Source organism: Bradyrhizobium sp. USDA 4504 (assembly GCF_054063995.1).
Genome location: NZ_JBSSGV010000001.1, coordinates 8,046,176 through 8,058,286 on the forward strand (window position 1 = coordinate 8,046,176; position 12,111 = coordinate 8,058,286).

General features: G+C 64.3%; 14 protein-coding genes. 4 read left to right on the forward strand and 10 right to left on the reverse strand.

Going from position 1 to position 12,111, the window contains the following annotated elements; translation table 11 throughout:
• Positions 1 to 52: 52 nt before the first annotated feature.
• Both ACVMB1_RS37685 and ACVMB1_RS37690 read right to left on the reverse strand, forming a co-directional pair.
• A complete protein-coding gene (locus ACVMB1_RS37685; protein WP_076832341.1) occupies positions 53 to 1,651 on the reverse strand; it encodes a DHA2 family efflux MFS transporter permease subunit in 1,599 nt (532 codons plus the stop codon).
• Positions 1,651 to 2,922: an HlyD family secretion protein gene (locus tag ACVMB1_RS37690; protein ID WP_371852174.1), complete on the reverse strand. Its 1,272-nt coding sequence runs from the start codon at positions 2,920 to 2,922 to the stop codon at positions 1,651 to 1,653. Before ACVMB1_RS37690 ends, ACVMB1_RS37685 begins: the two co-directional genes overlap by 1 nt.
• Before the next feature lie 203 nt (positions 2,923 to 3,125).
• On the opposite strand from ACVMB1_RS37690, the gene ACVMB1_RS37695 reads away from it, so the two are divergent.
• Entirely contained in the window at positions 3,126 to 3,842 is a 717-nt protein-coding gene (locus ACVMB1_RS37695; protein WP_076832338.1) for a TetR/AcrR family transcriptional regulator, read from the forward strand.
• A gap of 6 nt (positions 3,843 to 3,848) precedes the next feature.
• Here ACVMB1_RS37695 and ACVMB1_RS37700 read toward each other — a convergent pair whose 3' ends face one another.
• From ACVMB1_RS37700 to ACVMB1_RS37710, 3 genes are all read right to left on the reverse strand, one after another.
• Positions 3,849 to 4,565, reverse strand: coding sequence for a dihydrofolate reductase family protein (locus ACVMB1_RS37700; protein WP_063790063.1), 717 nt, complete (start codon positions 4,563 to 4,565; stop codon positions 3,849 to 3,851).
• A gap of 122 nt (positions 4,566 to 4,687) precedes the next feature.
• Positions 4,688 to 5,662 carry a magnesium transporter CorA family protein gene (locus tag ACVMB1_RS37705; protein WP_076832335.1) on the reverse strand — a complete coding sequence of 325 codons (975 nt, stop codon included), beginning with the start codon at positions 5,660 to 5,662 and terminating at the stop codon, positions 4,688 to 4,690.
• A gap of 90 nt (positions 5,663 to 5,752) precedes the next feature.
• Positions 5,753 to 6,685, reverse strand: coding sequence for a transcriptional regulator GcvA (locus tag ACVMB1_RS37710; protein WP_076832333.1), 933 nt, complete (start codon positions 6,683 to 6,685; stop codon positions 5,753 to 5,755).
• Between the two features lie 243 nt (positions 6,686 to 6,928).
• On the opposite strand from ACVMB1_RS37710, the gene ACVMB1_RS37715 reads away from it, so the two are divergent.
• The 3 genes from ACVMB1_RS37715 (at position 6,929) to ACVMB1_RS37725 (ending at position 8,181) form a co-directional block, all read left to right on the forward strand.
• Positions 6,929 to 7,054 carry a DUF1127 domain-containing protein gene (locus tag ACVMB1_RS37715; protein ID WP_256521239.1) on the forward strand — a complete coding sequence of 42 codons (126 nt, stop codon included), beginning with the start codon at positions 6,929 to 6,931 and terminating at the stop codon, positions 7,052 to 7,054.
• 25 nt (positions 7,055 to 7,079) lie between these two features.
• The gene (locus tag ACVMB1_RS37720) at positions 7,080 to 7,769 is read left to right on the forward strand and encodes a glutathione S-transferase family protein (RefSeq protein ID WP_076832330.1); all 690 of its coding nucleotides are present in this window, start codon (positions 7,080 to 7,082) and stop codon (positions 7,767 to 7,769) included.
• A gap of 121 nt (positions 7,770 to 7,890) precedes the next feature.
• On the forward strand, positions 7,891 to 8,181 hold the full coding sequence (locus ACVMB1_RS37725; protein ID WP_076832327.1) for a hypothetical protein: 291 nt from the start codon (positions 7,891 to 7,893) through the stop codon (positions 8,179 to 8,181).
• Here ACVMB1_RS37725 and ACVMB1_RS37730 read toward each other — a convergent pair whose 3' ends face one another.
• The 5 genes from ACVMB1_RS37730 to ACVMB1_RS37750 all read right to left on the reverse strand — a co-directional run bounded on the left by ACVMB1_RS37730 (position 8,182) and on the right by ACVMB1_RS37750 (position 12,090).
• Positions 8,182 to 8,994 carry a hypothetical protein gene (locus ACVMB1_RS37730; protein ID WP_244558946.1) on the reverse strand — a complete coding sequence of 271 codons (813 nt, stop codon included), beginning with the start codon at positions 8,992 to 8,994 and terminating at the stop codon, positions 8,182 to 8,184.
• Positions 8,995 to 9,019: 25 nt separating this feature from the next.
• The gene (locus ACVMB1_RS37735) at positions 9,020 to 10,408 is read right to left on the reverse strand and encodes an arsenate reductase/protein-tyrosine-phosphatase family protein (RefSeq protein WP_076832324.1); all 1,389 of its coding nucleotides are present in this window, start codon (positions 10,406 to 10,408) and stop codon (positions 9,020 to 9,022) included.
• Between the two features lie 79 nt (positions 10,409 to 10,487).
• Complete coding sequence (locus ACVMB1_RS37740; RefSeq protein ID WP_076832321.1) at positions 10,488 to 11,432, reverse strand: DUF1259 domain-containing protein; 945 nt, start codon at positions 11,430 to 11,432, stop codon at positions 10,488 to 10,490.
• Positions 11,433 to 11,476: 44 nt separating this feature from the next.
• A complete protein-coding gene (locus ACVMB1_RS37745) occupies positions 11,477 to 11,782 on the reverse strand; it encodes a hypothetical protein (protein ID WP_057016094.1) in 306 nt (101 codons plus the stop codon).
• Between the two features lie 74 nt (positions 11,783 to 11,856).
• Positions 11,857 to 12,090, reverse strand: coding sequence for a hypothetical protein (locus ACVMB1_RS37750; RefSeq protein ID WP_057016095.1), 234 nt, complete (start codon positions 12,088 to 12,090; stop codon positions 11,857 to 11,859).
• Positions 12,091 to 12,111 lie beyond the last annotated feature (21 nt).

A 12,111-nucleotide genomic window follows, 5' to 3' on the forward strand; every position in this document is an offset into this window, starting at 1 on the left:
CGGCCGCGCCACGCTTGCATTCTGCCGTAACGCATCCATGCCCGAGCCGGGATCAATGACCCATGGGGGCGGGGCCGCCGAGCTTGACCTTGCGCAAGGTCAGCGCCAGCGGGATCGCCGACAGCGAGATAAGCATCAGGACCCAGAACGCATCCATGTAGGACAGGAACGAGGCCTGGGTCTGCACCTGCTGTCCGATCCACTGGATCGCCTGACTGTGCGCCTGCGCCAGCGAACTGCCCTGGGCGACGAAGAAGTCGGTGACCTGGTGCAGCGTGTCCTGGTATTGCGGGCTCGACGGCGTCACCTGCTCGACCAGCCGGCTCTGGTGGAATTGCTGGCGATGCGTCAGCACGTTGGACACGATCGAGACGCCGATCGAGCCGCCGGTGTTGCGCGCCGCGTTGATCAGCGCGGAGGCCTGGTCGGTCTTCCCAGCGGGAATGCCGTCATAGGACGCCGCCATGATCGGCACGAAGATCAGTGGCAGGCCGACGCCGATCAGCATGCGTGAGCGCGCCATGAACCAGAAGCCGAGATCGCCGTAGACGTTGGTCATGCTGTACATCGAGGCGGCGATCACCAGCGCGCCGGCAACGATCAGGTATTTCGGCTGCACCCTGGTGGCGAGCCGGCCGACCGCGAACATCATCATCATGGTGACGACGCCGCCGGGCGAGAGCACGAGGCCGGCCCAGGTCGCGGTGTAGCCGAAATCCTGCTGCACCAGCTGCGGCAAGAATTGCGTGGTCGCGAGCAGGATGGCGCCGGTCGCCAGCATCACCAGGAAGCAGGCGCCGAACTGCCGGGTTGCGACCATGCGCAGGTCGATCACCGGATTGCGCCGGGTCATCTCCCACGGGATCATCAGTACGAACGCCGCAGCGCAGAACACTGCAAAGGTGATGATGAAGGGCGAGGCGAACCAGTCGTCCTCGAGGCCGCGATCGAGCACCACCTCGAGCGCGCCGAGGAAGGTCGCGACCAGCGCGAAGCCGATGAAGTCGAACCTGTTGTCCTGGGGCCGCGCTCCCTTGGCTTTCGCGGTCGCGGGCTCCTGCAGCACGGCCGCGATCAGCGCGATCGCGAACACACCGACCGGCGCGTTGATCAGGAAGCACCAGTGCCAGGAGAGGTTGTCGGACAGCCAGCCGCCGAGCGTCGGCCCGACCACCGGCGCCACCACGACGGCAATGCCGAACACCGCGAACGCCTGCCCGCGCTTGGCCGGCGGGAAGGTGTCGGCGAGAATCGATTGCGCAACCGGCACCATGCCGCCGCCGCCGAGACCCTGCAGGATACGGAACAGCAGCAGCGCGTTCAGATTGGGTGCAAAACCGCACAGGATCGAGCTGACCGTGAAGATGCCGAGGCAGATCAGGAAGAAGGTCTTGCGCCCGAGCGTGCGGGCGAGAAAGCCGGAGGCGGTCAGGATGATGGCGTTGGACACCAGATAGGTGGTGACCACCCAGGAGGCCTCGTCCTCGCTCACGCCCATGCCGCCGGCGATATAGGGCAGCGCGACGTTGGCGATGGTGGTGTCGAGCACCTCCATGAAGCTCGCGAGCGCGACCACGATGGCGATCAGCCAGGGATTGACGGTGACGCTCGGAGCCGGAATGCCTTTGGCATCGACGGCGGCGACACTCATCACAGCCTCCCGAGGCTCGACTTCTCAAGGCGCTCGAACAGGGACGGCGCGGGATTGATCCGCACCGTCGGCACCACGGACATGCCCGGGCCGAGCGCGACGTCGGCCGGCGGGTTGTCCATCACGATCTTCACCGGCACACGCTGCACGATCTTGACGTAGTTGCCGGTGGCGTTCTGCGCCGGCAGCAGCGAGAATGCGGTGCCGGAGCCCGGCTGCACGCTCTCGACATGGCCCTGGATGGTGCGTCCGGGATAGGCGTCGATCTTCATCGTCACCTTCTCGCCCGGCCGCATCTTGTCGAGCTGGATCTCCTTGAAGTTCGCGGTGACCCAGGTCTGGTCGGGCACGAACATCGTGAGGTTGGTGCCGGCCTGCGCGAACTGGCCGACCGCGGCCGACAGGCTGACGACGCGGCCCGGCTGGGCGGCGGTGACCGTCGTATAGGACAGATTGAGCTTGGCCTGGTCGCGTTGCGCCTCGGCCTGGGCGAGGTTGGCGACCGCGCTCTTGCGCTGCGCCTTCAGCGACTCGACCTGGCGCTGCGCGAGGTTGAGCGTCGCCTGCGCGCTCAACAGCGCAGCCTGCTGCTGATGCAGCTGCGAGGTGAACTGCTCGGAATTCTGCACGGTGCCGTAGCCGGATTGCTCCAGATGCTGGTAGCGCGTCGCCTGCTGCTGGGCGAACACCAGCGCCGCCTGCGCCTGGTCGACCTGCGCCTGGTTGGCAGCAATCTGCGCCTGCTGCACGTCGAGCTGCGCATCGACATTCTCGATGCTGGCGCGCGCGGCAGCGACCTGCGCCTCGGCCTGCGCCAGCGCGACGCGATAGTCGCGGTCGTCGAGCCGGGCGATCACGTCGCCGGCCGCGACATGCTGGTTGTCGGTGACCGGGACGGCGGTGATGTAGCCGGAGACCTTCGGCGCCAGCGCCGACTGCCGCGCGGCGATGAAGGCGTCGTCGGTGGATTCGAAATGCGCGCTGTAGTCCATGTAGAGATAGCCGCCGCCGATCGCTGCGGCGAGCAGCACGGCGCCGATCGCGGAGACGACCGGACGGCGGCGGAGAAAGCTGCGCCGTGTTGTCTTGCCGATGACCTCGGGCGGGATTGTTGCCGGCGGGGCGGGCTGCTTGCCCGCGGGATGCTCCTGCGCCGGAGCCCGCGCGGTGACCGCGGGCAGGTCAGGCTCATGGGAGGCCGGAGCCGAGGACGCCCCCTCGATACCCTCATGCCCCGGTTGGTCGCGCTCCAAAACAGTGTCTTCAAACATGATGGCGGCTCCTGCTGTCAGGCGAGGTCTGCAAGGCCTTCGCAAAAGGAACGGAACCGTTCCGTTCTATGCGGCAAATAGTCCCGCCGCGGTGCGCCGTCAATAGAAACGGAACTGTATCGTTCTATTTACAACCAGATGTGATAAGGCTATATTGCCTAATATTGCCGGCCTGACCGGCCCATCGAACCCGGGTCGATGCGATGACCACCAGCACCCTGAAGAAGCCGCGCGTACCGAAAACCAGGCCGGTCGAGGTGCGCGCCGGCCGGCCGCCGAAGGAACTCGCCGGCGAGGTTGATGCGCGGATTCTCGATGCCGCGCGCCAGGTCTTCCTGCAGCGCGGGTTCGAGGGCGCGAGCATCGACGAGATCGCGGAAGTCGCGCGCTCCGGCAAGCGGACGATTTATGCGCGCTTCCGCGACAAGCGGGCGCTGTTCACGGAAGTGGTGACGCGGGACATCCTAGCACGCATCGCCGAGTTCAAGGCCGATCCGCCGGTCGGCGCGACCATCGAGGAGCGCCTCACCAGCGTTGCCTCGACCCTGTTGCATTGGGGCTTCGATGCCGACCGGATCGGCCTGATGCGGCTCGCCATCGCGGAAGCGCACCGCTTCCCGGATCTCGCCGCCAACGTCAACCGCAGGGCGCGCGCGCTCAGCACCGAGCTCGGCATTCACCTGCTGCGCGACCTGACGCAATCCGACCAGCTCGGCAAGCTGCCGGCCTTCGCGCCCGAACACCTGCCGACCACGGCGCGGATGTTCCTCGACATCATCGCGGTGCCGATGCTGCTCCGGGCGCTGTTTGAGGTCGACCTGAAGGCGCTCGATCCCGAGATCGACGCCCATGTCGCGCGCGGCGTCGCGTTTTTCGTTGCTGCATGCCGGACCGGCTGGGTGGAGAATCCCAAGCCATAGGCGCGCTTAATCCGGCGCGCGCTCCACCGCGTGACGCAGCCAGACCATGCCGCCTTCCAGTGTCTCGCAATGAGTGAGCCGGAGCGATTGTCCGGCGCCGGGGCGGTCGCCGTCGGGGCCGTGATAGTCGACGATGCTTTGCGAGCCGGCGACGCCGTCGACCGCCGGAAAGATCAATGTGCTGAATTCGTCGATCAGCCCATGCTTGAGGAAGGCGCCGTTGATCCCGCCGCCGCCTTCGAGCAGCAGCGTCCTGGCGCCGAACAGCGACGCCAGCTGCGCCATCGCGCCCGGCAGATCGTCGCCCTTGGTGCCTGCAAAGATGTAGGACGCACCGTCCTCGCGCAGTTCGGCGAGATGCGCATCGGATACCTGTTCGCCGAGCACCGCGACGGCGTGATCGCCGCCGACATTGTCCTTGCCGAAATGCACGCGGCCCGACGGATCGATGCCGACAGCAAGCTTGCGGCCGTTGCGGTTGCCGAGATGCGCCTCGCGCGGCAGCCTCAGTGGGTTGGCGATATGCCGCTCGGCTCCCTTGGCCATCTCGTTCATGGTGACGCGGCCGATGATCCATCCATCGGCATCGAAGCCGTCATGGATCCGTTCGTAGTGGCCGCGCAGCACGTCGGCCGGGATGCCGGCGGCGGCCTTGGTGAAGCGGCTGGGATGAAGCCGGCCGTCGATCGACGTGCCCATGTGGCAGATGATGTGGGGGCGCATAGGCTGAACTCTTCGGTGGGGGATGACCGCGCCACAGGGGCGGGTGGGGCAGCTTCAGATTTATAGACGCGCAGGCAGGTTCTCAACGCGGATAACGCGGCGGCGTTTCAACTTCGCTTGTTTTAATCGAACCAGCCGTGCCGCTTGAACCAGAGCACCGGCAGGATGCCGCTGGCGATGATCGCGGCCCAGGCCAAGGGATAGCCGAAGGTCCAGCTCAGCTCCGGCATTTCCTTGAAATTCATACCCCAGACCCCGACCAGGATGGTCGGGGGAACGCCGACCACCGACACGATGGTCAGGATCTTGAACAGGTCGTTCTGCTGGATGTTGATGAAGCCGAGCACGGCGTCCAGCAGCAGCTGGATCTTGTCCGACAGCCGGGTCTCGTAGTCGCCGAGCGAGGCGACGTCCTTGGTGACGGCCTCGAGCCGGCGCTTCGATGCCGACGTGATCCATTCATTGCCGACGTCATCGGCGAAGCCCGCGACCCGGCCGACGCCGAGCAGCACGTCGCGCGCCTTCGCCAGGCGATCGGCGAGCTCGCCGATGTTCTCCAGCGCCTCGCGCAACCTGCGGCTGGAGCGCACCGGACGCTTGCTCCGCACCAGGCCGCCCTTGAAGACGCCCCGCGACAGCCTGTCGGTCTTGGCGCCGAGATGCTCCAGCACGTCGGCGCCGCGATCGATCATGGCCTCGAGCAGCGCGGTGAACACGCACATGCCGTTTTGCAGGCTCTTGTCGGTGCCGATCCGCTTCATGACGTCGTCGAAGGTGGTCAGCTGCGCGAACCGCACCGTGACCAGCACCTTTGGGCCGATCACGAAGCCGATATTGGTGATCTCGGCTTCATTGTTGTCGTCGAGCCGCACCGCCGGCGAGCTCAGATAGAGCCGGTCATGATCGGTGATCAGTCGGCTCGACGCCTCGATCTCGCCCAACGATCGCTCGGACGGGACGCGGATGTCGAGCGCGTGCTCGACGAACTGCTTTTCGTCCTCCGTGGGATCGAGCAGATCGATCCAGATGACCTCGGGTGGCACTTCGGCGCCGATGCTCCGCCAATCGGAGGTCGCCGACCTGTACAGCTGCAGCAATGATCGGGCTCCATGCATGGTGGGTGGTGCGTCCCACGACAATCGCGAGGGCCGCAGGACCGTTCCCTGTATTTGGAAGCCTGCCGGCCCTCACTTCAATCGATGAGAGGTTCCGCCGAGCTTTCTAAGCCGGCGCAGGTCGCTTGCGGCCTCCGAGAGCAACCAATCGCGAAACGTCACGATCTTCGGCAGGCTTGCGGTCGCCTTCGGGCAGAGGATCCAGTAGGTCTTCGACAATGGCAGCGACTGCGGAAACGGCCGCGCCAGATGGCCGTTGATGAGGTCCCACGCCGCCAGCGTGGTGCGCGCGAGCGCAATGCCTTGCCCATTGATGGCGGCATCAATCACCATGCTGGCGCGATTGAGGACCGGGCCATGCGTGGCGGCAGCATCGTCAAGTCCCGCATCCTGAAGCCAGTTCTTCCAGTCGGCGCGACTGTCCATATGGATCAGCGGAAATTTCAGGATGTCAGCGGGGTTGTTGAGGCGTCGCTTGCCGGACAACAGCTTTGGGCTGCACACCGCAAATAGCCGCTCCGGGCTCAGCCGCACCGCGTCAAGCCCCGGCCAGTTGCCGTCGCCATGGCGCACCGCGAGATCCACTTCCTCGCGCGCGAAGTCGACGTGGTGCAGCGTGGCGGAGACGCGCAGGTCGATGCCGCTATGCGCCTCAACAAAGTGGCCGAGCCGGTGCACGAGCCATTTCGCGGCAAAGTCCGGTGACGTTGATACGGTCAGCACACCGGTATTCTGCCGCTGCAACAGCCGCTCGGTGCCGATGGCGATGCGGTCGAGCGCGTCGCGCACGACAGCGAGATAGTCGCGCCCGGCCTCGGTGATGATCAGGCGCTGGCGCTCGCGGTTAAACAGCTTTATCGCGAGCTCCGCTTCCAGCGCTTTCACTTGATGGCTGACCGCGCCCTGCGTGACGCAAAGCTCTTCGGCCGCGCGCGTAAAACTCTCATGGCGCGCGGCCGCCTCGAAGGCCTTCAGGGCATTGAGCGGCGGCAGGCGTGGGCGCATCGCACAACTTCATGAGAAAAATTAGGGCAGGCACGAGAAACGATGCTTTGCGGGAAACCGCCCCGCACTATTATTGAACAGCTCCAGTGAAGCATTTCAAGCGATTTGGAGCCTGTCGTGTCCGTCCTTTTAACCGATACATCTCGGTCGATCCCGCCGGTGCCCGCCGCCGACCCGGCCACACCACTTCATCAATTCAGCTCAGGAAGGTCGCCTGGCGCTCCGCGCCCCGTATGGTGGAGCTTGCTTGACCGGCCGTTTCAGCGCATCGCGCTTCGCGCGATTGCCGATGACCCGCATCTGCTTTGCGATCTCGGCTTGACGCGCGAGCAGGCGCTGCGCGAGGCCTCCAAGCCGTTCTGGCGCTGAGACCAAATCAGAAAGGAGAAAACGGATGTCCGATCCGATCGTCTACGGTTTCCCACGCAGCAGTTTTGTCAACATCGTCCGCTTGATCCTGACGCACAAGGACGTAGCTTACCAATTCCACGACCTTGAACCGGTCATGGGCAAGCCCGATCACCTGGCGCTGCACCCGTTCAACCGTGTCCCAATTCTGAAACACGGCGATCTCACCGTCTACGAGACGAGTGCGATTGTCGCTTATGTCGACGAAGCCTTTGGCGGCGTGTCGCTGACGCCGAAAGACATCAAGGCGCGGGCGCACATGAACCAGTGGATCAGCGCTGTTAACAACTATTACTACCCCTACATGATCTATCACGTGACGCATGAGCGTCTGGTTTTCCCGGAGCTCGGCATTGCCCCCGACGAGAAGGTCGTGGCACACGCGCTACCCAAGGTCGAGACCGGGCTTGCGGTGGCCGAGCGCCAGCTTGCGCACGGCAAGGATTTTTTGCTTGGGGGCGAGCTCTCGATTGCGGATTTCTATCTGCTGCCGAGCACGTTCGCCTTCAGCCTCACCGCCGAAGGGCAGTCGATGTATCCGAAATTCCCGGCATTCTGCCGCTGGCGGGAACGCATGGACAATCTGCCCGCAACGCAGAAAGTTCGCGCGGCCGTTGAGCGCGTTCCGATCGAACACGCGCGCAAATGGGCCACTTCGCACCGGCCGAAATATTGACCGTCACGGTTCGCGTGCAGAGCATCCGGTTCCGACCGCCACGTGCAGCCAAAAGCCCGGTTGTTTCCGAACAAAGGCGATGACGGAGCGTTAGTGCAGAGCAAGAGGAAGGGACAACACCATGAAAAATTCTACATCGGTTGCGTTCATCTCCGTAGTGGCAATGACCTTCGCATTCGCCGGAAGCGATGCAAGAGCGCAGTCCACGCCTGTCCAACAGGCCCAGCCGCCTCAGCAGTCGGAGCAAACCCGCGAGCAGGATCGCAGTCGCGCCGAGGACGTCAAGATCGGGCGCGACTGGAAGGCTCAAGGCGGCGAGAAGGACCACACCGGCCAGGCATCCACCCCCGACGAACATCAAACGGTCGGCCGCGACTGGCGCGCCCATCCAGAGAGCCGGGATCGCCAGTAGCTATCGAGGCGGAATTGGCTGCGCCTGGCGCATGGCGTGACCTTCGAAGAAGGAAAGCGGAAAGCCGAAGGTCAAACCCGCACGTATCTCGTTCACCGGATGGCCACCTGTGAGCGCATGCCGAACCGCGATGTCGAAGCTGAGGTCGTCGCGCACACGATAGATCAGCCCGACCAGCCCCGAGAACGTCTCCTCTTTGCCGAACTCGTTCTCGTAGAATATCTCGGCGACGGGGCGCACCGTCCACGTCATCGGCCCCTCGACGATGGCACCCACGAACACGTCGCCATGATGGTCGCGGGTGATGGCGGTCTCGGCATTCAAGTGAATGGTGCCCCAATCCCAGCGCTGCGAGACAATGCCGGCCAAGCTTACGCCAACGCCCGAATTGCCGGTACTGTCAGGAAGAAGAACGCCAAATTCGGTCGCAATGCTCGGACCGGTCTTGTCCTGCAGACTACCGGGTACGACCACGTGTTTGAGGAACGCCCCGGCTGCGGTCAGGCTGGTTGGGCCGGACGGAGAAAGCGACGTTTGTCCCTGGCCTTCGAAGACAGCTTCCCAATCCTCGCTCAGACCGTAGTTGAGAACCCAGGCCGGCGCGATCAGGCTTGTTCCGCTCTCGTCGCGCAAACGTCCCGCCGGCTGCAGCTCGACCTCCATCTCCCCCTTCTTGGCAACGGCGGCATCGGTGCCATCGAAGGGGCGATAGGCCGAGGCGGGGGCAGACCACGCAGTCAGTCCCAAGGCGACCATGAAGCTCGGCGCAAGGCCCATCGAGCAGCTGCGAAAGCCCCGGCTACGTTTGCACATGCGCCGTCTCCCCACAAAGTCGATCTCAAGGCATTGGCTTGAACACCCAGATTGCCGCCGGTCCCGCGGGTCCCGCGCGGACCGCAACAAACAAACGATCCATCTCCGGCACAAAGAGCGACGTTCGCGCGCCCGTCGCTGTCGGCAAGCGTGCGATCAGTCGATAGGCCGCTCCATCAATCTCAAAAACGTCGACATATCCACCGCCGCAGCTCACATAGATGCGTCCGCGCTTTGCATCTACAAAGAGGTCGTCGGCATCGCCGCAAGTGCCGGTGGCCGCAATCGCCTTGCCGTCGGTCGAAAAGGCTGCAAGCTCGGCTGGGTTGCGATACGCCAGGAGAACGCGACTTCGTTCGTGATCGATGGCCATCGCGAAATTACCGCCCTTGTCCAACGGCCAGCTGGTGAGTTGTTTCCCGGAAGCAACGTCCACCACCGCGACGGCTCGCGCGTCAGGCAGATTGACAAAGATGCGCCCACTATCGGGCTGAAGCTGGAAGCTTTCCGGATGTGCCCAAAGAGGTAGGCTCCGAACCTTGGTCCGGGTGGATGGGTCGACGACTGCCAGGCCACCATCGCCATAGCCGACGATGACGCGCTTGGCCGCCGCGTCGACCCGGATATTGTCGGCATCGCTGCCGAGTTCGATTCGCCCGGCCGCCTTGTACTCGTTGGCTTCGTACAGCTGCACCGATCCGTCGCGGGCGTTGGCGACGTAGAGGGTGTCGGTCGACGGCTCATAGCCGACGCCTTGGGGTTCGCTCAATCCGGTAATGGTTCGAAGCAAACTGCGCGCAGCCAGATCGACGACGCCGACGCTGTCATTGCCGAACTCGGCCACGAACAGTCGCTGCCGCTTCAGGTCGACCGCCAGGTGATCAATCCGACCGCGGACATCGCCGAGCAGGATCTTCGTTTCGAGCTGAAGGGGCGTCTTGTCTCCTGCCGGTTCAGTTGCCGCTGCCAGCGTCGGAATAAGGGCGTCGATGCGCCGGACGATCTGATCCCGGGCCGACTCATAATCATCGATACCCAAGGGAATGCCGGACCAGTAGGTCACGTCGGCCCGTCCGTGCCGCTCGGCGGGGATCTGATCGAACGCCACCACCTGGTCTGCCGCGGCCATGTCGTCGATGGTCAGCTGTTGCGGCGTGTTGGCCGCCTCCAGACCATCGAGTGCAAGGCCGTCCTGCACCTTGACCGGCACCGACCGATAAAGGTCGATGCCGCGTGAGACCGCCCTTATCCGCGATCCGCGCTCCTGGGCAGCCTTGTTGAAATAGGCCGCCGCCATCTGGCTGTTCACCACGCCGTGCAGGCAGACAAAGACAACGATCTTGCCATCGTCCGCCGGCGCCGGCCGAGCCGATGTCAGCGCGATCGCAAGCACCGTGGCGGCAATGCGCAGCATCACGTGGGCACTCTGAGCAGCGTGCGCCACATGGACATGACCGTGAGGCTTCGCATCGTTGATCCCTCCGAGACCAGGGTCAACTTTTTGTCGTGGCCGTCTTATCGAGCGCGGCACGCAGGCCCTTGGCGAGCTTGACGGCGTCGTCATTGGCCCAGAAATGCATGAAGAACAGGCGCGGCTGTTCGTCCAGCATGTGGCTGTGCAGCGCGGTGATGTCGATGCCGTGCGTCCGCAACGCCATGATGACGGGGTTGACCTCGTCATTTGTCAGCACGAAATCGCCGGTGATCGCCGCCTTGCCGCCGCCGGTCGGTTGGAAGTTGATGCCGATGGCGACGCCCATCGGGCCAACCGGGCTTAACGCCATGCCCTGTTCGGTGATCGGATCGCGACGGGGCACGTTGAACTGATAGACGCCGCCATTGGCCTGGCCCTTGACGCCGATGATCTGATCGAGCTGTGCAGTATCGAGATCGATGGCCGGCGGCGGCGCGGCCGGCGCCGCGGCTTTGAGCGGCGTCTTGCTTTCGGCGAGGCCATCCCGGATCGCGGCGGCGATCTTGACCGGGTCGCCGTGACCGGCGACGTGCATGTAGAAGGTGGCCGGGCTAGCGCCGAGCAAATGGTTGTGCACGGCCGTGATCTGCAGGCCGTTGCCGATCATCTTCAGCATGACGGGGTTGATTTCGGATTCGAGCAGCACCAGGTCGCCCATCGCCATGACGTCGTCGTGCATGGGTTTGAAGGCGACCCAACCGCCGAGCGCCAGCGCCGGCTTGATGGTGATGCCGTCGAGCGTCACCGTCAGATCGCTCCGCGGAAAGCCGTAGCGATGCACGTCACCGGTGACCGCGGGCTTTCTGCCCAGCATGTCGTCGACCTTCTGCCAATCGATCGCCTGCGCATGTGCCGACGAGACGAACGGCTCGGTGAACACCTGCCAGTCGATCTTTTGCGCGCTCCCGCCGGTGGCGAAGAGGCAGGCACCGACGCCGATCAGCGCCGAAATCGTATGTCGCATTGGATTGCTCCCTTGAACCTCTTTCGATGCTTCGGATCGTGGCTCTATTGCTTCGAGAGCCCGACAATGGTGCGGAACCCGGCGATGTTCTGCACCGCGATTTCGACGGGATCGCCGAAGCGGACGGCATTGAAGATCAGGCCGTCCTGGACCTTGAACGGTTCGGTCCGGTCCGGAGATAACCGGATCAGCAGCGTGTCGTTGCGTTCATCGACGCGATCGACGACGCCGCGCAGCGTCTCGCTCGCTTGCGGGTGGACCATCGCCGCTTGCATTGTAACGGCCGCGTCCTGCCGCTCATCGAGGGCGGCCGGCGCTGCCAGGGTTGCGCCCGGCCCCAGCACCGCCATGCACAGGGTCACAATTGCTCTCATCATGATTATCACTCCATCGATTAGTTGACGGCTTTCGCGCGCGCGGGCACTCAGTCCCGCTCCTTGACCTGGCCGCTGCTGTCGATCACGAGCCGCACCGGCTTGCCGTTCTTCATCGCCTTCGCCGTCGTGCCTTCGGCCGTCGACTTGACCTCGCTGATCTCGGCGTAGCCGGCGGCGCGAAGTTTTGCGACGAGTTCGTCCTGCGTCAGGGCATGGGCCGGCATGACCGCGCCCGCGATCGTCAGGACGAGAATCAAACGGGAGAGTCGTCGTGTCTGCATGGTTGTTCTCCTGGTTGTGTT

Bases quoted from the DNA above. Each gene is read 5' to 3' on its own strand.
- ACVMB1_RS37685 (WP_076832341.1), bottom strand. From the start codon at position 1,651: ATGAGTGTCGCCGCCGTCGATGCCAAAGGCATTCCGGCTCCGAGCGTC.
- ACVMB1_RS37690 (WP_371852174.1), bottom strand. From the start codon at position 2,922: ATGTTTGAAGACACTGTTTTGGAGCGCGACCAACCGGGGCATGAGGGT.
- ACVMB1_RS37695 (WP_076832338.1), top strand. From the start codon at position 3,126: ATGACCACCAGCACCCTGAAGAAGCCGCGCGTACCGAAAACCAGGCCG.
- ACVMB1_RS37700 (WP_063790063.1), bottom strand. From the start codon at position 4,565: ATGCGCCCCCACATCATCTGCCACATGGGCACGTCGATCGACGGCCGG.
- ACVMB1_RS37710 (WP_076832333.1), bottom strand. From the start codon at position 6,685: ATGCGCCCACGCCTGCCGCCGCTCAATGCCCTGAAGGCCTTCGAGGCG.
- ACVMB1_RS37720 (WP_076832330.1), top strand. From the start codon at position 7,080: ATGTCCGATCCGATCGTCTACGGTTTCCCACGCAGCAGTTTTGTCAAC.
- ACVMB1_RS37725 (WP_076832327.1), top strand. From the start codon at position 7,891: ATGAAAAATTCTACATCGGTTGCGTTCATCTCCGTAGTGGCAATGACC.
- ACVMB1_RS37730 (WP_244558946.1), bottom strand. From the start codon at position 8,994: ATGTGCAAACGTAGCCGGGGCTTTCGCAGCTGCTCGATGGGCCTTGCG.
- ACVMB1_RS37735 (WP_076832324.1), bottom strand. From the start codon at position 10,408: ATGCTGCGCATTGCCGCCACGGTGCTTGCGATCGCGCTGACATCGGCT.
- ACVMB1_RS37740 (WP_076832321.1), bottom strand. From the start codon at position 11,432: ATGCGACATACGATTTCGGCGCTGATCGGCGTCGGTGCCTGCCTCTTC.
- ACVMB1_RS37745 (WP_057016094.1), bottom strand. From the start codon at position 11,782: ATGGCGGTGCTGGGGCCGGGCGCAACCCTGGCAGCGCCGGCCGCCCTC.
- ACVMB1_RS37750 (WP_057016095.1), bottom strand. From the start codon at position 12,090: ATGCAGACACGACGACTCTCCCGTTTGATTCTCGTCCTGACGATCGCG.